Below are 21,222 nucleotides of genomic sequence, written 5' to 3' on the forward strand. Positions count from 1 at the left end.
ATGTAGCGATGAAACACATTCAAATTAAAGGCTTAGATAAACCTGTCTCTACTTTAGTCATGGGTTCAGATTTCTTTCGCTTGGATAATCCGCATGAAGTCAGCGAAATCCTTGGACACTATCTGGCAATCGGAGGCAATACGATCGACTCAGCGTTCATTTATTGCGGAGGACAAAGCGAGCAAGCGATTGGCATTTGGCTCGATGAGATGGGCAATCGGGATACGATGAATATCTTCACCAAAGGCGCCCATCATGATGAGACCGGTCCCCGAGTGAATGCAGAAGCGATTCGCAGCGACTTGTTCACGAGTCTGGAGCGGCTTCGCACCGACTATATTGACCTGTATGCTCTGCACCGCGATGATCCGGCTATACCGGTCGGCGCAATTCTCGAAGCTTTGAATGAACATGTGGAAGCTGGCCGCATTCGCGCTTTTGGCGGCTCCAACTGGACGCATGAGCGCTTGCAGGAAGCAGCCGACTATGCCGAGAAGCATGGCCTCATCGGCTTCAGCTTCAGCAGTCCCAACCTAAGCCTCGCTAAGGCCAACGAGCCTTTCTGGGCTGGCTGCGTCTCAGTCGACGAGCAAGCGCTGCGCTGGTACGAAGCCAAGCAGCTTCCGCTGCTCTCTTGGTCTTCGCAGGCGCGCGGCTTCTTCACCGGGCGTTTCTCGCCGGAGAACCGCGACAATGCCGACCTCGTCCGCGTCTTCTACAGCGACGAGAACTGGACGCGGCTGCGCCGTGCGGAACAGCTGGCGCAGGAGAAAGGCGTAAGCGCGATCCAGATCGCGCTCGCCTACGTGCTGAGCCAGCCGTTCCCGGCCTGCGCGCTCATCGGCCCGCGCAGCGAAGCCGAAATGCGCTCATGCCGCGATGGCGCGGAGCTCGTGCTGACTCCGCAGGAGCTGGCATGGCTTGATCTAACCGCAGCTACAGTGTAGCTGCTTGGCATTCTGCGGCGCCTTGAGGCCGCATGCTTGGAATAAGGCCGGCCGCAACTGCAGGCCGCCTTGTGTACTAAAGTAGATTCAGAGGCTGTCCCATAAGTAGATAAACCTACTTGAGGGACAGCCTTTTTTGTGTACATATAACCTGACATAAACTGGCCGTTCTGCGCGTGATCTTCTTTCATGCGTATGACTATAGCTGTCCGGATCTATGTAGCTGTTACGGGATCTGATAATTTCTTGATGAGCCTCCTCTTTCTCCGAGCTTTAGCTCCAGTTGCCTTCTCTAAACCTGCAATTATGCATCTTTTTGGCTCTTGGAATAGCCTCAACTATTAAATTCCTGCGTTTGTGCAGGTTTTTGAGGCTTCTTCTGGATGAGAGGCTGAAAAAGATAAAAATGCCTGCACAATTGCAGGCATTTCCACTTTTTAACCGAATTCGCCAGGAAATTCCTGTATTTTTGCAGGCTTTTACACTTGGGTGAACTGATCTGATCTGGAAGCGCCTTTATTCCACATGGAATTATAAAGTAATCAATCCCATCATCTATCGACGCTTACCTTCTAAATTTGGCTTAGGGGACAGCCCCTTATTTTTTGGGATTTACGGTGAGTATGGCTTTCATCGGCTTTGAGCCTCGGCTGGCTCAGAGCGCGGGCGATGCTTTCCCACCTCCGAGACAGCGTTTTTCGCTGGCTCAGCTTGCTTTCGCAAGGATTCGTCCTGCTTCGCGCTCAATGGATATTTTAATCGGACAAACGCTAAATATGAGAGCCATCTAGTCAGGGAATCCAAACTCAATATCCCACTGCCCATGTGACTGACAGTCCTCCTTATATGCCTGCACCGACAATCCCGCTCTTTCTTCGACACCGCCTAATAGACGGTTGATCCATCGCCATGATAAGATAGAAGAAAGCGTTACCTTAAACGAATGGATATCTACCTAGCCTTATGGGCTTATTCAGATAGAAGAATGGCTTTCCTGAAGGAAAGCGTTAAGGAGGTCCCATGGGAAAGACAGATGTTCGCCGAGATGCCATCATGCAAGCCATTAAAGATAAGGGCTCCATTGCCTTGACCGATATTGTACAGCAGTTCGCTGTATCGGAAGCCACAGCACGAAGGGACCTTGAAATCCTAGAGCAGGAGAAACGCTGCATTCGTACTTTTGGCGGTGCTGTCCTAGAGAGTTTGAAGGTCGAAGTTCCCTTTTTTAACAAAATGGACCTATTCACCGAAGAGAAAAAAGAAATCGCTGACAAAGCGCTGCGCTACATTGAAGATGGCGATATCATCGGTTTGACCGGTGGCACAACAACAACCTTCATCGCCAAAAAGCTGAATCAGTTCAAGAACCTAACCGTCATCACCAATGCGGTGAATATCGCCTATGAATTAATCGGCACCCAAGGCCTGCAGCTGATCCTTACGGGAGGGGTGATTCGCACCCAAACCTTTGAGCTTTCAGGACCACTCGCCAATGCGACACTGGAAAACCTGAGTATTCGCAAAACCTTCATGGGCGTAGACGGCATTTCATTATCTCGCGGCATGATGATTTATAACGAGCTCGAAGCCGAGACCAATCGACGCATGATGAAACAATCCATGGAGACATACCTCGTTGCCGATCATTCCAAATTCAGCCGCAGCTCGCTGTTCGTTATCGGTGAAGTCCAAGAAACCATCGGCATTATCAGCGATTCCAAAATCACCCCAGAAATGAAGCACGCTTTTAAGGAAGCCGGAGCTCCTTTTCTATAGGCTTCAAACGAAAACCAAAAAGTCCACTCCATTTTCAATTGAAAATAGGGTGGACTTTTGCGTAGGTGAAGCAATGAGTGAATGCGAGTTGAAACGGAACTCAGAACTGTAGTGTGCTTTTATAGATCAACGGAACTGTGAACTGTAGTGTGCTTTCATAGATCAACGGAACTGCGAACTGTAGTGTGCTTTCATAGATCAACGGAACTGCGAACTGTAGTGTGCTTTCATAGATCAACGGAACTGCGAACTGTAGTGTGCTTTCATAGATCAACGGAACTGCGAACTGTGGCGAGCAGCTTTTACAGATAGATGAGTGAAAACGAATCGAAACGGAACTCAGGTACGCTATTCACAAAATAATGAGGCAAAACGAGTTGAACGGGAACTATGGTACGCTAAATGCTCATTTAAACGCACTTTTCAGGTGAATTTAGACAAATAGCGGATCACAGTTCCCTTTGCCAGTTAAAATGAGGCCTTTTAGCGAGAATAGCGTACTCTAGTTCCCTTTCATTTGAAAGCTGCCATGCTCAGACTATCCCCTTCGCGAATGTCCACCTAAAAGGGATTTCTCGAGGGACCACCCGGTTTTCCGCACGGCAACCGTGCAACCGTGCAACCGCGCAACCACGCAACAACGGACGCACGGTCGGCCATCAGCCTCTCCAGACATCAAGCTCCCTTAAGTCTCGCTGCTTGGCTGCACAGCAACAGCCGGTTTATACTTCAGCGATGGCAGCATAATGAATACACCTATTAAGAACAGCGCCGCAGAGGTCAAATAAATCATTTCGAGCGAGAAAGATGCTTTGATACTTCCTGCCAAACTCATTGTGATGACCATCGCGCCCATGAACAGCGGATTCAGAATGCCATTGACCCGGCCCACGAACGTTTCCTCTGTGTTACCCAAAATCATGGTATTAATACCAATCTGGATAGCAGGCATAACAAGCCCAGATAGGAATTGCATCGAGAGCGCCAACCAAAGCAGATTCGTCATCCCCATAATGCCAATGGTCACGACGCTAACTACAAGTCCAATCGTTAACAATGCTTGCGGCAGCATCTTTTTGGAAAAGCCCATGGTTATACCGCCGCCGATAATCATCGCAATCCCATTGGTTGCCATGAACCATTGCAGATCTTCTTTGGGGAGCCCCAAATTTTCTGTAACCAGATAAATGCCAAGCGGGCTGATTAAGCCGATAGCCAGACCCGCTACCGCAAAGCAGCCGCCTAAGGTGACAAGCATCTTATTTTTGAGCACATAACGGAAGCCTTGGCCCATTTCTGCAAAAATGTGCGTTGTCCGCGGCTCAGCTCCGGGTTCCGCTTTCCGATCAGCGGGCAGGAACGTTAGCACCAGTGCGGAGAGCACAAAGCAAACGCCCATAATAGCTACTGCTGTTTCAATTCCAAAATGATAATAAACGAATGTCCCCATGATAGGACCTAAGATCATAAAGATTGCCATCATCGATTGGAAAAGCGACATCCCCATTTGCATTTGGGACTCTGGCACATGAACTTTAAACAGCTTCATAGCGGAAGGTTGGGAGAATTGCGATAGGATGGACGAGACGAGTGTGGCAAAAAAGATAGCTTTCCATGACCCATAATACAAGGTAATCATGATGATAAAGACGGAAGCCGCGCTTAAAATATCGCACCAGACCATGGTCAGCTTAGGGCGCCAGCGATCCGCAAAAGCACCGCCGATAAAAGAGAAAATGAATATCGGCGCAAACTCGGCAACTGAAATTAATGAAACCGAATAGGGATCATTATTGGTCATGTCCGTCACATAAAGTAATATTGCAAAGTTGCGAATCCAAATCCCGACTTGGAGAAAAAGGCCTGATAGCATAATCGACTGTACGAAACGATTGGCGAAAAAAGTACGCATGGTCGGAGCAGTAGATGAACCAGCTTGAGACATAGAAAAAAAACACCCTTTCGCAAATAGATTGTTTTATCAAACTTGACCTCTTTTCTATAAGAGCAGTAAGAAGAAGTTTCATAAACCTTTTCTAATTTAACGAAAAAGATGTTTAAAGAACAGTGCCATATGTCATATGACCAGTCATAATGATACTTATTTCTGATCTCTGACCATCAGGAGAGCTGCGCCTACGGCTCCTGCCGAGGAACCAAGCGCAGAAGAGACGAATCTTACCTGCTCGCGAATGGAAGGCAGACAGCGCTCTGCGATAACTTCGCGCATCGGTCCAAGCAGCGGCTCGCCGATATGCGAAGCGCCGCCGCCAAGAATAACCACCTGCGGATTCAGCAGGTGAAGGATGCTGACGAGCCCAACGCCGAGGGCTCGTCCTGCTTCGCGCAGGATGCCGCTGGCTTCGGCATCCCCTTCCGCGGCTGCGGCCGCGACCAACCGCGCGTCCACGCGGTTCGGGTCGCCTCCCGCGAGCCGCGTGAGAGCGCCGCCGCTGCCGGCGCTCTCAGCAGCGCGGCGCACATGCTCGGCGCCGCGACGGCCTATTGCGGTGCCTGACGCGTAGAGCTCCAGGCACCCCACATTGCCGCAGGGGCAGAGCATGCCATTTCCATCAATGGAAATATGGCCAAGCTCGCCTGCGTTATGGTTCACACCGGCGATCAAGCGGCCGCCGGAGATAATGCCCCCGCCGATCCCCGTGGAGATCGTCACGAAGATGCAGTCCGGCGAGCCTTCGCCCTCGCCGGCCAGCCATTCGCCAACCGCTGCGGCGGTGGCGTCGTTTTCGAGACGGACCGCGCATGCGAAGCGGTCCGACAGCACGCTGGCGACGGCAACGTCGCGCCAGCCCAAGTTCGAGGCGAGGGTAACGACGCCCTTCGCCGTATCAAGCGTGCCCGCGGTGGCGACGCCAATCCCGCGAACAACGCCGCGGCCGCCGGGCGCCGCCGCGAGCACGCTTTCGATCAGGCTGCCCAGCCGATCGAGAACAGCTTCCGCCCCCTGCTTCGCCAAGGTGGGAATCTCTTCCTTCGCGATGATACTGCCGTCCTCAGCGATTAGGGCAGCCAACATTTTGGTGCCGCCTAGATCAACCCCTACATAATAGTCTCGAAGAAGCACATCCTGCTTTTCTTCCCCCATCATCACTTCGCTCCTCTTCCTCGCTATTCATTCTGCCTCCAGCCAATCGGATACTGTTCCGACAGCGTAACGGGCAGACGCCCAACCGCCTTCTCCTTGCCAAGCAGTACATTCGCAAGAGAAACCATGGCTAATGGACGATTTTCATAACAAGCCAAATAAGTCTTCACTTCAGGAAACTCAAGCAAATCATACGGATTGCGCCCCGCCGCTACAATGAAATGAAGGTCCTCTTTCTGTGCGAGCGTTTGGACCAAACGTGTTTGTCCAGGAGAGAACGTCGCGTTGTAGGTCACGATAACAACTTGCTGCTTGCCTTCACAGGCCTCCAGCACAGCAGCTATCTCGGCATCCGAGGGATACAAGCCTAAGTATATTTCATCGACCGGCGTTCCGCCGATTTCTGATAACGTACTGCCCAAAGTCCCGTAACGATCTACAACTTCGTCAATTTCTGTTCCTGTTTGCACTTCCGTCCAAATGACCAACGTCGGTTTCGTCAGATCCAATGCTTTCCCGACTTCATCCTTCACCAATGTGATGCTTTTCCGGCTAAGCTCCTTAGCCAGAAGCTGGTGCTCGGCTGTAGATATCGGCTCGGTCGGAACAGGCGCAAGCGTTTCAAAGCTAATTTCCCGCTTATACTTATACATCATAACACGCAACACGGACTCATCAATACGTGATTCTGAAATACGTCCGCTCTCTACAGCAGCAATCACCGCTTCGATGGCAGCTACTTGACGATCCAACATGTGGCTAACGAGAATAAGATCCGAGCCTGCTTCAATGGCACGAACAGCCCCTTCCGCCACGCCGATTCCTTCAGAGATCGCCTTCATCTCCAAACAATCTGTAACAATCAGACCTTTGAAGCCAAGCTGCTCGCGCAACAATTCGGTTAAAATCCGATAGGACAATGTGGAAGGCACGCCTTTGTCCTCAAGAGCCGCAAACACCACATGCGCAGTCATAATCGCATCTACGCCGCCTTCAATCGCTTTGATGAACGGCGCCAGCTCCAGCTCCATCAATCGCTCCATGCTGTGGGGAACAACAGGCAAATCATGATGCGAATCCTCAGAAGTATCTCCGTGTCCAGGGAAATGCTTAACGGTAGCGATAACGCCCATATCCTGCAAGCCCTTCACAGCATGCGTTCCCATATCGCTCACAATCGCTGCCGTTTCGCCATAGGAACGTACGCCAATGACGGGATTTAATCGGTTATTGTTAATGTCCAAGCAAGGGGCAAAGTTCATATTCACGCCCATTTGGCGCAATTCCTTCCCCATGACCTTGGAGCTCGCATACACGCCTGCCGGCGCAAAAGCTGCGCCCAGCGCCATGTTCCCCGGCAGCAATGTGGCTCCTTTCTCAATCCGAGAAACCATGCCTCCCTCTTGGTCCACGGCAATAAATAAAGGTTGTCCGCCGCTGCGCAGACTGATGTCTTGCAGCTCATTCGATAAATGCGCCAACTGCAGCGCATCTTGAACATTTCGCCGGAAATATATGACACCGCCAATCCCGTACGCTTCAATCAGTTGGGTAATAGATGCATTAGGCTCCAGAGATTCAAACCCGCAAATAAATAGTTGACCCACTTTTTGACGCAAGGTCATAGGTTGATGAGCATTGCTCGATGACGACGACATGAATGACACGCTCCTTGAATGTAAGGTGTAGGTGGTTAAGCTTTGACGCTGGCGATGATTCTCTTATGAAGGATCGCATACAAAAGGACAACGGGAATTAGGCTGAACATGATTGCAGCGCATAGCGAACCATAGTTCATATTCAATTGATCATAGAAAGCTACCATGCTAACGGGGAGCGTTCGGAACTTCTCTTTTGTCAGAAATAAATTAGCCATCATAAACTCATTCCAGTTGCTAAGAAAATCCAGCATGAAAACAGGTACCAGCGGAGGCAAGGTAATGGGAACAATCACGCGCACCAAAAGCCCGTAGATGGATAGCCCATCCATAATCCCAGCTTCCTCCAGTTCATTCGGGATCAATTTCAAAAACGCGTTAACCATAAACACCGTCAGAGGCAGCCCCATGGTGATATAGGGCATTATTAAAGCCAACGGTGTATTATACAAATGCAAATCCCTGAGCAGCAGATACATCGGGACCAGCAAGGATCCTACTGGAACTAGCAGGGCAAGCATCAGCAGTTGTTTGATTCGTTGACTGCTCCTGAAGAACTTCATTCTTGTCAGGGCATAGGACGTTGCTGTCCCCAGACATAAGGTTGCAAAAGCAGATACGAGGGAAATCAATAAGCTGTTCATAAAATATTGACTCACATGAGCGCCAGTCCAAGCATTCCAATAATTAGACAGCAGTAGTTGCTCTGGAAAGGACCACGGCGAGGCGATAATTTCTTTATTCGTTTTAAACGACGAATTCAATACCCATATCAACGGAAATAAACTAAGCCCTATATAGATCACAATCACCGTATGAGGCAAAACACGACGTAAAGGGAATCGCTTCAATAGCGCACCTCCCCTTGCTTCGTTGTGATCCACCCAAATACGGCTGTCAGCGTCCCGGTAAATAGCAGAATAAGCAGCGCGACACTGCTGGCATAGCCATACTCGCCTATTCGGTAAGCTTTTTTGTACATATAAGTTGCCATCACTTCCGTAATGCCATAGGGATTCCCGCCAGTCATCACAAAAACGATGTCCAAAGCTTTCATGGATCCCGTAATGGACAACAAAACAATCACAATAAGGATAGGCCGCAACAGGGGAAGTGTAATCCACCATGCCTGTCCAAAGCTTGCCGCTCCATCTATTTCAGCGGCTTCCAGGATGTTTTTAGGGATGGCATAAATCGCTGAAACGACTAGTACAACATAGAATCCAATCCACTGCCAAGCGTTCGTCACAAGAACAGAAAGCAAAGCTGTCGCGTCTTCGGCTAACCAAACATGCTGCCAGGCTTTTAACCCGATGGCCTCTAGAAGTTGATTCAACAATCCCGCCTGAGGATGATAAATGAAGCTCCACAAGACACCGACCACAGCTGTCGAAAGAATGGTTGGCAAGAAAATCATCGTTTGGTAGACGCTTTTTCCCCGCCTAATCTTGCTTACCAAAAAGGCTAATACCAAGATAACCGGGATCTGTACGCCGATCGAGAAACAGATGAAAGACAGATTATTGCGTACCGCTATCCAAAAATATTTATCCTGGAAAGCGGTAATGAAGTTCGTTAGTCCATTAAATTTCGCTGGCGATATGCCATTCCACTGGGTGAAACCATAGCGCAGCGACATGATCATCGGATACAAGAAAAAAACCGCGATCAACAACAGTGTCGGCAATGTAAAAAGCACATAAGCCCAAGGGTTTCTACCTAATTTATTCATGAATTATCCTACTATTTCGAATGGGTTTCTTCCTTATTGGAAGCTTCCTGCTGCTTCTGAATATCCGCCATAAGAGCAGCTGGAGTCGTTCGTCCGCCAATTAACTCCTGCATTCCGCGTTCTAATTTCTCCCGTACCTTCGTTTGAATGCGAGAATCGAAAGCAGGAAATGCGCCATTGCTTTGCGCAAATACGGTTAAGATTTGGGTAATAAGCGGATTTACGTTGCTTGTGTCTTGCAGCTTCATCGCCGGCGGCATGCCTTCTTCAATAAGCTGTCTTTTTTGCATATTTTCGTTATACATCTGCCTAATGAATTCTTTGATCGCCACAAGCTGAACTGGTGTTACTTTCTTGGAGAAGCCATAGGCATTGGACCAGCCGCCATTAATATAGCCGTCCCCGGGTCCCCCCATAGCTGGGAAACTCATGAAGCCGACATCACCTACGATAGATGACTTCTCAGGGTCTAACAGCGGGGTGTTCGCCCAGCTGCCGTCGAACATGAAAGCCGCTTCTCCGCTGCTGAATTTATTTTGCTGCTCCGCATAGGACAACGCTAAGCTGCCTTCTTGGAAATAGCCATTTTTGACCAGCGTATCATACTTTTCAAAAGCATCAACGATATCTGCATCTGTCCATCGCTTGCTGCCATCCAGGAAGCCTTCGATGGAATCCTTGCCCGCTGTGCGCACCCACATGGTGTTGCTCATCATGTTAATGACCCAGGAATCTTTGGCTGCCATTGCAAAAGGCGTGATTTTCTGCGCTTTAAATTTCGCCGCGGCTGCAAGCAGTTCATCCCAGGTTTGGGGAGGCTTCACGTGCTGCTGTTCCAGCAGCTTCTTGTTGTAATACAAGCCTTCGACATACCCAGCCATCGGAATGCCATAGATTTTACCGTTAACCGTAAACTCCTCAAAGCTGTAGAATTTATCGATTAATCCGAGCTCATTCAGAATTGGCGTCAAATCCAGAAGTCGATCGGCTTTGACGTAATCCTTCGTATCCGTCCCACCGAACAAATCGAATATTTCCGGCGGATTGCCAGCAGCCATCTCGGATCTCAGCTTCTCGAATCGGTTGACCTTATCTTCCACTCCATCTAATGTCATGGACAAGCCGGGCACCTTGGCTTCGGTTGCTTTTACAACCTCCTGCAGCATAGCCAGCCGTTTTTTCTGCGTATCCTTGACTTGCGTATGACGAATAGTGAGCAGAATGGGATCATTTTTTTGCGTCGGATGATTCGTCATTTCACCTTTGCGGTTGCTTGGATTCGCATTCAAGTTTAAGCTGCTGCAGGCAGACACGATGAACGTTGCACATACTAGACCTAATATCGAAACCAACGTTCTTGTATGCATCTCGATTTAAACTCCTTTAGGCTTGTCATATAAGTATAAAATATCGAATGTTTGCCCTGAAGACCTACAAATTCCTTATTGAGGGGCAAATTTCTCTACTTCGCTTCTTTTCGTTTATCCCGGTATTCGGAAGGAATTTCACCTGTGAATTTCTGAAATACCTTCGTGAAATATCGCCGCTCCAAATAACCGCAAGACTTCCCGATATCTGTTATACTTTTGTCACTGTGCAGCAGCATTGATTTCGCCAGCTCCATGCGGTGCTTGGTTACGTATTCAACGAAGGTTTCTCCGAAATGCTGCTTAAATAATAAACTGAAATAACTGGAGCTAATGCCCAGTGAACTGGCAACATCCTCAATTCCGAAGTCGTTGGCATAGTGAGTTCGGATATATTCTTTCGCCGCAGCCATGAGCAGCTCGCTATTTTTCTTCTTGTTCGCTCCTTCCAAGCCAATGGCTACAAGCTGCACCATGACCTGAAGCAGATGCTGGATGCTCTCACTTTTGTCCAGTTGACTCCAAATCTGTTCCTCCTCTTGGATATCGAGCGAATTCATCTCCCGCAGTTCCCGCAGCAAATGAAGAATGAGAAAATGCAGCATCTGATAAGCCCTGGCAAACGAACAATCCAGCAGCCCTTCCAGCATCAGCTTTATGCGGCTCAGCGCATCCTCGGTTTTGGCACGGTTAAGCTGCTTCAGCCCTGTCACAATCTCCTCGACCAAAAACCATAAGGTACTGTTGGCGTCCGCTGGCTCCTTAGGTTCCTTATAGCGCAGCAGAGACTGCTGTTTGCCCAGATGAAGCTGGAGAAATCTTTGCAGCTTTCGATATGTAGCCGAGAGCTGATGCAAGCCAACGGCCTCTGGGAAATAACCGACACTTATCCCTAATTTGACGGATTGCAGCACATTATTTTGCAGCCGAAGCGCGATGTCGTCTACCTTCGTTTGCGCATTGCTTTCATCGTGCTCTTCCCATTGAATAAGTACGCACCACTCGCCTTCACGCAGCTGAAGGACTGTGAATTTAAGTTGTTCATCCGTTAAGGAGTCCTGCAGGACATTGCGCACAGCGAAATTCCACAACTTCCGCTCCTGCTCGCTCCAAGGCAACGATTTCTGCGAATAGTCATCAACGTCGATCATCGCGAACAAATAAGATAACGTTTCGAGGTCCAAATTATCAATTGGAAGCAGCGTATGCGTGGTTATTTCCGTATAATTCATCAGAACGTCCTGCAAAATTTTCTCATAGGCCAAATTTTTCATTTTGCCCCACTTTTGCTGTTCCTCCTTTTGATTCAGCTTCTTCTCTCTAATTTCATTGGCTAATTTGCGAATACTGTTCTCCAACTCTTCATAATTAATTGGCTTTAAAATATAGTCGCTGACACCGACACGCATCAACGAGCGCGCATATTCGAAGTCCTGATACCCCGTCACCATCAGTACCGTACAATCTTCACTCAATTCTCGAAGCTTCTGTACGAACGTTATCCCATCCATCAACGGCATTCGAATATCGCTCATCACCAGGTCCGGCACATGCAAGCCGCAAAGCTCCAGGGCCTCTACACCATTTCTCGCTGTCCCGACAATATCGATCTCCAGCTCATCCCAAGGGATAACCGCTTGCAAATTACGGAGAATATTAGGCTCATCATCAGCCAGAATTGCTTTTAGTCTCATAAGCCTTCCCCCTTATTTTTTGGAATCACGATCTTCATCGTCGTTCCGTGCCCTTCTTGACTGCAAATAAACATGCCGTAGGCGGTGCCATACTGGATTCTAATGCGGTCAGCCACATTGCTGACGCCAAGTCCTCTACGCTCTTCATTGGCCCCTAAAATTTCATCAAAAGGTGTCTCCAGCTCTGTTTTGTAATGAAATTTCGCTAATTTATCCGCGCTGATCCCAATCCCATTATCCCTCACATACAGACCTATATGCTCCCCTTCATCCACAACTTGAATGGAAATCAGTCCTTTATAGGTGATAGGTTCAAAGCCATGCTGAATCGCATTTTCGACTAAAGGCTGGAGCGTAAGCTTGAGAATGTAGAAATCCAGCAGCTCTGGAGGCGCTTCAATTTCATACTGGAATTGATCCTCGAAACGGAATTCTTGAATTTCCAGATAGCTTCTAAGATGCTCGAGCTCATGCCTGAGTGAAATCTCCTCTCTGCTTTCCATCCCGATGCGCAGTAAATTTCCGAGCCGATACACCATTTGGCTTACTTTCTTGCCTTGGTTCTGAATGGCCAGCACATTGATGGATTCTAGGGTATTAAATAGGAAATGCGGTTTAATCTGCGCTTGCAGCAGCATAAGCTCTGCTTTATTCTTGCGGTCCTGCTGGCGCTTCACCTCTTCGAGCAGATCTTCCACACGAACAACCAAGCTGTTGAATCCTCTCGCAAGTGCTGAGGTCTCATCCTTCCCGCTTTCTTCCATCCGGGTCGTGAGATCGCCGCGCTCCACCTTCTTCATCGAAGAAAGCATACGTAAAATCAGCTGGATAATACGGCGTACAAATACCAAATTATAAACCAAAGCGAAAAATAAACAGACGAACGTAATGCCCGCAACCAATTTCATAATCGTCTCGATTTCCCCCGCCACCGACTTCCATGACGTAATCGAAACGACGCTCCAATCCTGCACACCCATCTGATTAATTTGTAAATGATACAAGGAAACTAAGCTTTTCTCATTCTGAAAATTAGCTTGAAAGCTGTGATTGGCTTGCCCAAGATCCAATTTCCCCAGCAGCAGCTGAAGGACATTGGCGCCTTCGACCTGCTGCTTGTTATCGTAGAGAATAAGTCCGCTTTGGTTAACGAGCAAATAGCGTTTGGCGCTTTCCTCATCCGTATTGAACGATTTGAAAATTTGATCCAGCTCGCTAAACTTGAATTTCAGCAGCATAAAGCCAAGATTGTCCATCGTCCAGAAATCCTTGACCATTCTTGCTTGATAGAAGTCTCCCCGCCCTGACCCGAACTCCTTATACTCAGATGGTCCGATCCACAGTGGGCTCCCATTCAATTCCTTGATTTGCTCAAAAGCTGTGCTGTTCATCAGCACTTTCCAAGGTAAAGCGCTTCCGCTTGTGCGTCCAGCGCTAAATGATTTACCGACATTATTATAAATAACGACGGATTGAATCGGCGAATACGTCAAAATAGAACCCCGCAGCAGCGTATCGAATGTATTCAAATCATAAGAAGAAGGCGAAGCATCCTTCTGGTTCACCTCGTCGATGGTGCGATAAATGCCTTGTATGCTGTCCTTGACCATCCAAAAATCCGAAAAATAGTTGGCTTCTTTGAACATGTAATAAATATTGCGAGAAATCGCCTGCAAGGTGACTTCGGTTAAATCGCCATATTTCTTCTCAATCAGCTGCTGAGACACGGTGTATACCGCTGATCCGAGGACAAATAGGGGGATAATAATGAACATTAAAAATCCGATAAACACCTTTTTGTTCAAATTCATTCGCGATGGCAGACTCCTTCCAAGCAGAATGAGGCACCATCTTAGTGTTGGCGCCTTTTTCATTCCTTACTATTGATTATAAATGAGCCTTAATTTATCGTTCTAGGGATAGCTTTGGATGCTCCAGGGATAAAATCGTCTACTTCCTTTCAACTCATCCAAGAGATATATCGGGTTCAACAGTTACCTCGACATTGCCTTTTAAAGCTTTGCTGATCATACAGGTCTGTTCGGCGCGATAAGCCGCTTTCGTTATTTTATCCACTAGCTCCTCGGAAGTTTCCTTAGGCACAGCAATCTGAGGGCGGTGAACAATTCTCTCCACCTTCATCGAAGGACTGCTCAGCACATAAACTTCCGATGTCAGTGCAATGGTTGTAATTCCTAGTCTTTTCAGCAGCATGCCTAGCGTAATTAGATAGCAAGTTGCCGCCGCGCCTAACAACATTTCTTCCGGATTCGTTCCGATACCAGGACCCTCCAGCTGTTCGGGAACCGAAATGGCCGTCTCCAACTGGCCGGATCGGATGTGACCACTGCCGTCTAAGCCGCCGGACCATGATGCTTGTAATTCAAAGCGATGCTCACTCATAGTGGACTACTCCTCAATTCTGCTCAAATTGGATAGAAGCTCAACGTGCTTTCCTATAATTGTAAAGGAATATGTGTGGTTTCACCAGTAAACAAAAAATCGTTTCCGCTCCTTCATTCAGGACGAAAACGATTCGGTTGAGCTATATGCTTGTATAGCTATCATTGATATCTATGAAGTTGCAAAATTCATGTGTTGGAATCAAAACAATGAAAGCCCTACCTCTCTTCCATCCTTGCGGCTCCAATGACCGCGCCAGTGCGAATTGCTTAACAAACACCTGCTGCCGAAACACTTTACGTTGCCTCGGGTTTACCATAAATGAGCTGATTTTACTGCATCATTGGGAGAAAAACAAACAAGGAGAGGGGGTTACTTTCTTCTCGCTAATCGTTCGTGTGGGGTAAATGAGGTTTGGTTTTAAGTGTTTATATGGTTCATTTCAATCAATTCATATAATATACAGGAAAATACAATTAAAGTCAAACTTTTTCTCAAAATGAACTGCTCGAAGGAACAAACACGCCACCTTTCCAAGATCCGAAACATGAACATGAGCTATCTCCAAATCGTTCTTGTCATCTGTTATTATCCTCCTGTATGATAGGCTGTTTCTCAGCCTTATGGAGGCTCTTTCGCGCGTCCCCCCACTTTAAGGCTGAATTTCAGCTTCTTAACTGGACGGGCTGCTCGGCTTAGAGCCCCCCTTGCCCGCCGCGATCCCCACCACCTCAGCGCTGAAACTCAGCGCTTCCCACAAAAAAAAACCGCAGGCACATGCCTGCGGTCCCAACGCTACACCGTAAATTTCTGCAAGGAAATTTGCAGTGCTTCTGCTAGTCCTGCCAACGACTTGGCAGAGTTTTCGATTTCCTCGGTTGTCGACATCTGCTGCTGGCTGGCAGCTGAGGTCTCCTGGCTGACGGAAATGCCTGTTTCCGAGACGGCACTTACGATGCCCATCACTTGCTCGATGCGTTCGTTCGCTTCTACGAGCTGGTGAATGTTCAAGTTCACATTCTCGACCTTCGCGTTAACTTTCTCTACCGATGTTTCGATATGTATGAAGGATTCCTGGGCTTCAACGGAAATCGCCAATCCGGCTTCAACTTTGCCGGCTCCTGTGTGCATAGAGCTCACAGCATGATTGATCTGTCTTTGGATCGTAGAAACCAGATTCGTAATGTTCCGCGCCGACGATGCAGATTGCTCTGCCAGCTTGCGCACTTCACCAGCAACAACAGCGAAGCCTCGGCCCGCTTCCCCTGCCCGTGCCGCTTCGATCGCGGCATTCAAAGAAAGCAGATTCGTTTGTGTAGATATCTCATTCATGACACTAACAATCTCGCCAATTTTGTGGGCATTTTTGCCTAAAGCCTCAATAACGGCATTAACCTCATTCACGGAATCGGAGATCTCTGTCATCTGGCCTGCAATGGATACGATTGATTTTTTGCCATTTTGCGCCGCAGTGGTTGCTTGTTCGACGAGCATAGTCACTTCAGAGGCTGACTCATCAATCAGCTTCGTACTCGTAAGCAGCTGATGAACAGCCTCATTGGCTTGGTTTACGCCAGCGAATTGCTTCTCGAAATCCTCCGACAACTGCTGGCTGGAATTGGCCACTTGCTTGGCTGCCAAGGAGCTTTGTTCCGAACTTGCCATAAGCTCTTCCGAGCTTGCCGATAAGGTCAATGCGTTGTCAGCGATTTGCGAAACTAAGCTTCGCAAATTTTCTGTCATGACATTAAAAGACCCTGTTAATTTCCCGACTTCATCCCCGTAAGGATAATTGCCATTGACAGAAAGATCACCTTCTGCCGCTTTCTCCATATGCTCTTGAAGTCTGCGAATCGGTGTCGAAATAATCATATTTAATGCTAGTGCATTCACTGTCAGAATGATAATAGCGATAATGATCGTCAAAATAATGACCACATGCGAGGAATCCGCGTCTGCCTTGCTGGATTCCTGGAATTTCTCGGCGGCAGATTCTTTGAGCTTCACCAAAGCGTTCAACGCTTCATCCGTTTTATTCCCTTGCGCTGAAACCTCATTATTATAAATTTGGTAAGCAACTTGATTATTTTGTGTAGCAAGATCAAGAGCTGACGTTATACCTTTGATATAGGCCAAATTCAGCCCCTCAAAGTTGCGGAATGCAATCGCTTCCTCTTCGTTTAAAGCAATTCGGCCGATTTTGGTGACCAACTCATTATTGCTCAACAAGTTTTGCTCTAATTTGGCCTTTAATTTCTGTTTATATTTCACATCTACGGACAGCATCATTTCCAGTAAATTCGCTTCTGTTTCATTCGAGTTCGATTTCAATTGGTTAATCCACTTCACAGATAGCAAACTTTCCTCGTACATTCTGGTAGAATTGTCAGCCATCTTGTCCATGTAGTGGTAACCCGTAATACCTACGATGATGAGGAACAAAATAGCAATTGCATTCATGAGCATCAGTTTAAAGCGGATTTTAAGATTGCGAAGGATGGACAGGTTGGCTTTCCTATTTTTCGCATTTTTCATAAATCTCATGTTAAATTTCAAAATGACCCGTTCCCCTCTCAAATCATCATGCTCTCTGTTTCTACGATGACATCATATCTAACATGAAAATAATTAATTTACCTATGGTTTATTTTACAAATAAGCAGTCATTCTGTAAAGACAAATTTCGCCTAAAAACACCATAAAACCAAAGAAAAATCAAGACAATTTGCTGCTTATTTTTAGAAGAGAGACAGGGAAAATAGCATGAGGTTGATCGGAATCATTGTCAACCCATTTTCGGGTGATGGCAGAGGATCTAACATTTGGAATGAAATTGAGCCCATTCTTATGCTCGTAATGTTGGCTGAACTTGCGAGTGGCTCACAGCAATTGCCAATATTCCTTCTTACGGCGGGTCTATCCAAATATGCCCTGCCTCGCATCACGATCGTATCGTCGTCGATATTGTCGTGATGCGAAGCAGAGGGCAATTTCACTTCACACAAAGTCATTCAAGCCGATGTTCCTATCGGGTTAACGCCTAAAGAACTATTTTTAACCGTTGACGCTGTAAAATTAGATAACTGACGAAGATCGCCAGAACGATAGCAATCCCTGTAATGGAGATGTCAGGTGAGAGACCGTCCTTGGATATCTGCGTATAGATCCCAACGCCTGCAAGCATCATTGTATTTTCGAGGAGATTTTGTACCGCAATCGTTTTCCCGGCACCAACCATTCGTTGTCCTTTATCTTGAAGCACCGTGTTCATGGGGACGATGAATACACCGCCGCTGAAGCCTACCAGGAGCAATAAACCAATCGTCACGTACAAGTTGGAAATGAGCGGAAACAACAATATGCTAAGAACCATCACAATCCCAAATACGAACGAATTATAATATTTACGAGCAGGAATAAGTTTAGGTGTCATCAAGGCGCCAATCATAATGCCAATGCCCGTTATAGCCACTAGCATCGAAATTTGATCGACTGAATGTATGCCCAAATGTGCGGGCACCCAAGCGATAATAGCGAGCCGTACAACCGAAGAAGTCATCCAGAAGGAGCCTGTTCCAACGAGCGAGAAGCGAGTTGTTCTGTCTTTCAACAGGAGCGTCACGTCAGAAACAAAATCCTTGGCTTCTTTGACATAGCGAATACTGGGATTGCCTGGGATGCTAGGTATTTGCAGAGACAAAATCAAGGAAATGAAGTAAAGACCAAAACAAGCAACAATGGAACCCGTAAGTGATGCCTTTGCCAAAATCCCTCCGCACACAGACCCCAGAAGTATCGCCATAATCGTATAGCCTTCAATCCGTGCGTTGGCTTTCAGAAGTTCATTCTCTGAATGCGTTAACGAAGGCAAGATGCCATATTTGGCCGGTGAATACACCGCGGCTCCGATGCCAACTATGCCGTAGCTGACAGCCGGGTCCAGATGCAGGAATAAAGCAATAATGCCGATGCCTTTGATTGCATTGCCGACAAGAAGAACGCGGGACTTAGCATTTTTATCTGCATAGGCCCCGACGAATGGGGCTAAGAGCACGAAGGCTACTAGAAACGAGGCTTGCACAACCCCGATATAATAATCAGGGAAAGCATTCTGCTTGATGATCGCCAGCGTGATGAAAAGAATCATATTATCGGCAAAAGCGGAAAGAAATTGTGTCACATACAGTGTCTGAAGTGGACTCTTTATCAATGTCATAGCGCTTCTCTCCCTTGAGGTTCTGGAATTTCCTGCAATGCCGTACGTTTGATTGTTACGTAGTCAACCTTCCCACTGCCCAGAAGCGGCAGCTTCTCCACATAACGAAGTTCTGATGGCATCATAATGGCCGGATGCCCTTGCTGCTTCATCGCTTCCTTGATGAGTTGGAGCTGAACGCCCACGCTGTTATGATAGATGACGATCCGCTCCCCTTTGCGCAAATCAGGGACACTGATAGCTGCGCAAATTGCAGGCGACGGCAGGCTGGCTGTCACAAGCTCCTCTACCATCGGCAGCGACACTTTCTCACCGCCAATTTTGGCAAAAGACTGCACTCTTGCCTGAATCGTGATGTACCCCTGATCATCCATTTGCACAACATCCCCACAGCTGTACCACTCAGGACAAGGAACGAAGCCCTGACCGTGAATGAGGTAGCCTTTCATGACATTGAGCCCCTTTACGAGCAAATTACCTCCAAGCTCAATACCATCTACCTTTTCCAAGCGGTGCTGCATTCCGGGCAATAACCGCCCTACCGTTCCTTTTTTGGCATTCATCGGTGTATTTAGGGAAATGACAGGTGCCGTCTCCGTAGTGCCATAGCCTTCCAGCACCCGAATGCCGAATTTATCAGCCCAAATCTGTCTGACCTCCTCTTTCAGCTTCTCAGCGCCCGCGATCACATATTTCAGCGAATGGGCAAAATCGTACGGATGCGCTGTCCTCGCATAGGCGGATAGAAACGTCGAGGTACCGAATAGAATCGTAATATTACGATCGTAGACCAGCTCCGGAATCACTTTATAGTGCAGCGGATTCGGATACAGCACTACTTTCATTCCTGAAAGAATCGGCAGCATCGTTCCCGCAGTCAAGCCAAAAGAATGAAACATCGGCATAGCGCCAAGTACGATATCTGAAGCATTAAAGGCAATAACCGCCTTAGCCTGCTGAATATTAGCCATGATATTGCGGTGAGTCAGCACAACACCCTTCGGTTTGCTTTCACTGCCTGAGGTGAACAGGACAACCTCGTTTAGATCAGCGTCGACAGGCCCTTGCGCTTTGCTTGCATAATCGAATATACCCGTCAGTTTATCGCTCAATGAGATACTCTGTTTAACATCTTCCAGATAAATAACCGTGAAAGCCTTGCTAGCGCTAACAATAAAATCGGACAGATTCGCTTTTTCGATGAACGCTCTGGATGTAATAATCGTCTTGGCTGACACCGTTTCGCAACCATCCAACATCGCTTGCTTCCCAGCTGAATAGTTCAGCATAGCCGGTGCAAGACCTAAGCGGAATAGAGCGAACACAGTCACGACATTCGCCGCTGCATTGGGCAGCAGCACAGCTACATATTTCTGCTGACGGAGCAGCGGCTTCAAACGTCCGGCCATTGTGTAGGTGGTGATCAGCAGCTTGCGATAAGAAAGAGCTGTGTCTCCCACGATATCCTCGCAGATGATACTGGAAGAACCATGCTTTTTCGCTGCAGCAAGCAGCTCATTGAATAAATTAAGCTCTGGCTTCAGGCGGCTTGCCAACAAATGATTTTGCATGTGAGCACGAATCGTTTCGGTAGCTTGCTCCTTCTGAATCCTTCTAGAGCGCTGTTCACGCATAGGCACTTGAAAAGCTTCGCCACATGCAATGCTTACAGCAGGAAACCAACGCTGCTTCATCTTTCCGCGGAGATAGGACAACTTGGAATGCTCCAGTCCGTTAATGGCAATCGGCAGCATGCGTGCCTGCGATCTTAAGGCAATGTAGCCAATTCCACCGTACACTTTCATCATACCGCCCGTGGTAGTAATTCTCCCTTCGGGAAAAACGACTAACGGCGTGCCATTTTGCACCGTTTTCAGCATCGTCCTTACGGAATAAGGATTCAGAGGATCAACCGCAATATGAGCCCGAAAAAGGAGCAGCCAAGCAAATCGTTTGGCAATCTTGGTGTTTACCACGAACGCCACTTCTTTCGGCAGAATCAACGCGAGCAGAACAGCATCTAATAAGGATACATGATTCGGAATAAGCACCGTTTTCTCAGTAATATCCAATTGCTCAAAACCTTTTAACTTCACCCGGAAGCTCATCATCAAGGCCGGACGCAATAAGGGCAACAACAGCTTCAACAGAGTAACTACCAACCATTTGATCATCGTGACTCCTCCTAAGAGTTAGGCTATGGTATAACGGATACGCGAGCTAATTGGACATTTTATTAGGCAAAATGAATTTGTAACGCCTAGCATTTTGGGCTTCTCTTAATACCTGGTCATAATTACATTCTATGCATTTGCCAGTAAAC

The 21,222-nt window shown here is 47.6% G+C and carries 15 protein-coding genes; 3 read left to right on the forward strand and 12 right to left on the reverse strand.

The window, feature by feature from the left end:
• Positions 1-8: 8 nt before the first annotated feature.
• Together BC351_RS32570 and BC351_RS32575 are read left to right on the forward strand one after the other, a co-directional pair.
• Positions 9-947 (forward strand): aldo/keto reductase, encoded by a 939-nt coding sequence (locus tag BC351_RS32570; RefSeq protein ID WP_079418911.1) that lies wholly within the window; start codon positions 9-11, stop codon positions 945-947.
• Between the two features lie 1,020 nt (positions 948-1,967).
• Positions 1,968-2,723 (forward strand): DeoR/GlpR family DNA-binding transcription regulator, encoded by a 756-nt coding sequence (locus BC351_RS32575; protein WP_079418913.1) that lies wholly within the window; start codon positions 1,968-1,970, stop codon positions 2,721-2,723.
• 685 nt (positions 2,724-3,408) lie between these two features.
• Here the strand turns inward: BC351_RS32575 and BC351_RS32580 are convergent.
• From BC351_RS32580 to BC351_RS32625, 10 genes are all read right to left on the reverse strand, one after another.
• Complete coding sequence (locus BC351_RS32580; protein WP_079418915.1) at positions 3,409-4,668, reverse strand: MFS transporter; 1,260 nt, start codon at positions 4,666-4,668, stop codon at positions 3,409-3,411.
• Positions 4,669-4,824: 156 nt separating this feature from the next.
• Entirely contained in the window at positions 4,825-5,832 is a 1,008-nt protein-coding gene (locus tag BC351_RS32585) for an ROK family protein (protein ID WP_079418917.1), read from the reverse strand.
• A gap of 20 nt (positions 5,833-5,852) precedes the next feature.
• Positions 5,853-7,487, reverse strand: a complete 1,635-nt coding sequence (gene nagZ, locus BC351_RS32590) for a beta-N-acetylhexosaminidase (protein WP_079418919.1) — start codon at positions 7,485-7,487, stop codon at positions 5,853-5,855.
• A 35-nt stretch (positions 7,488-7,522) separates the two neighbouring features.
• A complete protein-coding gene (locus tag BC351_RS32595; RefSeq protein WP_079418921.1) occupies positions 7,523-8,338 on the reverse strand; it encodes a carbohydrate ABC transporter permease in 816 nt (271 codons plus the stop codon).
• Positions 8,335-9,219, reverse strand: coding sequence for a carbohydrate ABC transporter permease (locus BC351_RS32600; protein WP_079418923.1), 885 nt, complete (start codon positions 9,217-9,219; stop codon positions 8,335-8,337). Before BC351_RS32600 ends, BC351_RS32595 begins: the two co-directional genes overlap by 4 nt.
• An 11-nt stretch (positions 9,220-9,230) precedes the next feature.
• Positions 9,231-10,586 carry an extracellular solute-binding protein gene (locus BC351_RS32605; protein ID WP_079418925.1) on the reverse strand — a complete coding sequence of 452 codons (1,356 nt, stop codon included), beginning with the start codon at positions 10,584-10,586 and terminating at the stop codon, positions 9,231-9,233.
• A 95-nt stretch (positions 10,587-10,681) separates the two neighbouring features.
• Complete coding sequence (locus BC351_RS32610) at positions 10,682-12,280, reverse strand: response regulator (RefSeq protein ID WP_079418927.1); 1,599 nt, start codon at positions 12,278-12,280, stop codon at positions 10,682-10,684.
• Positions 12,277-14,091 carry a cache domain-containing sensor histidine kinase gene (locus BC351_RS32615; RefSeq protein ID WP_158082311.1) on the reverse strand — a complete coding sequence of 605 codons (1,815 nt, stop codon included), beginning with the start codon at positions 14,089-14,091 and terminating at the stop codon, positions 12,277-12,279. Before BC351_RS32615 ends, BC351_RS32610 begins: the two co-directional genes overlap by 4 nt.
• A 154-nt stretch (positions 14,092-14,245) precedes the next feature.
• Positions 14,246-14,683, reverse strand: coding sequence for an OsmC family protein (locus BC351_RS32620; RefSeq protein ID WP_079418931.1), 438 nt, complete (start codon positions 14,681-14,683; stop codon positions 14,246-14,248).
• A 795-nt stretch (positions 14,684-15,478) separates the two neighbouring features.
• Entirely contained in the window at positions 15,479-17,239 is a 1,761-nt protein-coding gene (locus BC351_RS32625) for a methyl-accepting chemotaxis protein (protein WP_079418933.1), read from the reverse strand.
• A gap of 207 nt (positions 17,240-17,446) precedes the next feature.
• Between BC351_RS32625 and BC351_RS32630 the strand changes: the two genes are divergently transcribed.
• Positions 17,447-17,656, forward strand: a complete 210-nt coding sequence (locus BC351_RS32630; protein WP_079418935.1) for a hypothetical protein — start codon at positions 17,447-17,449, stop codon at positions 17,654-17,656.
• Between the two features lie 67 nt (positions 17,657-17,723).
• Here the strand turns inward: BC351_RS32630 and lplT are convergent, their stop codons facing one another.
• Complete coding sequence (gene lplT / locus BC351_RS32635) at positions 17,724-18,899, reverse strand: lysophospholipid transporter LplT (protein WP_079418937.1); 1,176 nt, start codon at positions 18,897-18,899, stop codon at positions 17,724-17,726.
• Entirely contained in the window at positions 18,896-21,073 is a 2,178-nt protein-coding gene (locus tag BC351_RS32640) for an AMP-binding protein (RefSeq protein ID WP_144028596.1), read from the reverse strand. The genes lplT and BC351_RS32640 overlap by 4 nt, the downstream gene beginning before the upstream one ends.
• Positions 21,074-21,222 lie beyond the last annotated feature (149 nt).

Origin of the sequence: Paenibacillus ferrarius (assembly GCF_002027705.1) — a bacterium.
Taxonomy (GTDB): domain Bacteria; phylum Bacillota; class Bacilli; order Paenibacillales; family NBRC-103111; genus Paenibacillus_E; species Paenibacillus_E ferrarius.

Bases quoted from the DNA above. Each gene is read 5' to 3' on its own strand.
- BC351_RS32570 (WP_079418911.1), top strand. From the start codon at position 9: ATGAAACACATTCAAATTAAAGGCTTAGATAAACCTGTCTCTACTTTA.
- BC351_RS32575 (WP_079418913.1), top strand. From the start codon at position 1,968: ATGGGAAAGACAGATGTTCGCCGAGATGCCATCATGCAAGCCATTAAA.
- BC351_RS32580 (WP_079418915.1), bottom strand. From the start codon at position 4,668: ATGTCTCAAGCTGGTTCATCTACTGCTCCGACCATGCGTACTTTTTTC.
- BC351_RS32585 (WP_079418917.1), bottom strand. From the start codon at position 5,832: ATGATGGGGGAAGAAAAGCAGGATGTGCTTCTTCGAGACTATTATGTA.
- nagZ (WP_079418919.1), bottom strand. From the start codon at position 7,487: ATGTCGTCGTCATCGAGCAATGCTCATCAACCTATGACCTTGCGTCAA.
- BC351_RS32600 (WP_079418923.1), bottom strand. From the start codon at position 9,219: ATGAATAAATTAGGTAGAAACCCTTGGGCTTATGTGCTTTTTACATTG.
- BC351_RS32605 (WP_079418925.1), bottom strand. From the start codon at position 10,586: ATGCATACAAGAACGTTGGTTTCGATATTAGGTCTAGTATGTGCAACG.
- BC351_RS32610 (WP_079418927.1), bottom strand. From the start codon at position 12,280: ATGAGACTAAAAGCAATTCTGGCTGATGATGAGCCTAATATTCTCCGT.
- BC351_RS32615 (WP_158082311.1), bottom strand. From the start codon at position 14,091: ATGAATTTGAACAAAAAGGTGTTTATCGGATTTTTAATGTTCATTATT.
- BC351_RS32620 (WP_079418931.1), bottom strand. From the start codon at position 14,683: ATGAGTGAGCATCGCTTTGAATTACAAGCATCATGGTCCGGCGGCTTA.
- BC351_RS32630 (WP_079418935.1), top strand. From the start codon at position 17,447: ATGAGGTTGATCGGAATCATTGTCAACCCATTTTCGGGTGATGGCAGA.
- lplT (WP_079418937.1), bottom strand. From the start codon at position 18,899: ATGACATTGATAAAGAGTCCACTTCAGACACTGTATGTGACACAATTT.
- BC351_RS32640 (WP_144028596.1), bottom strand. From the start codon at position 21,073: ATGATCAAATGGTTGGTAGTTACTCTGTTGAAGCTGTTGTTGCCCTTA.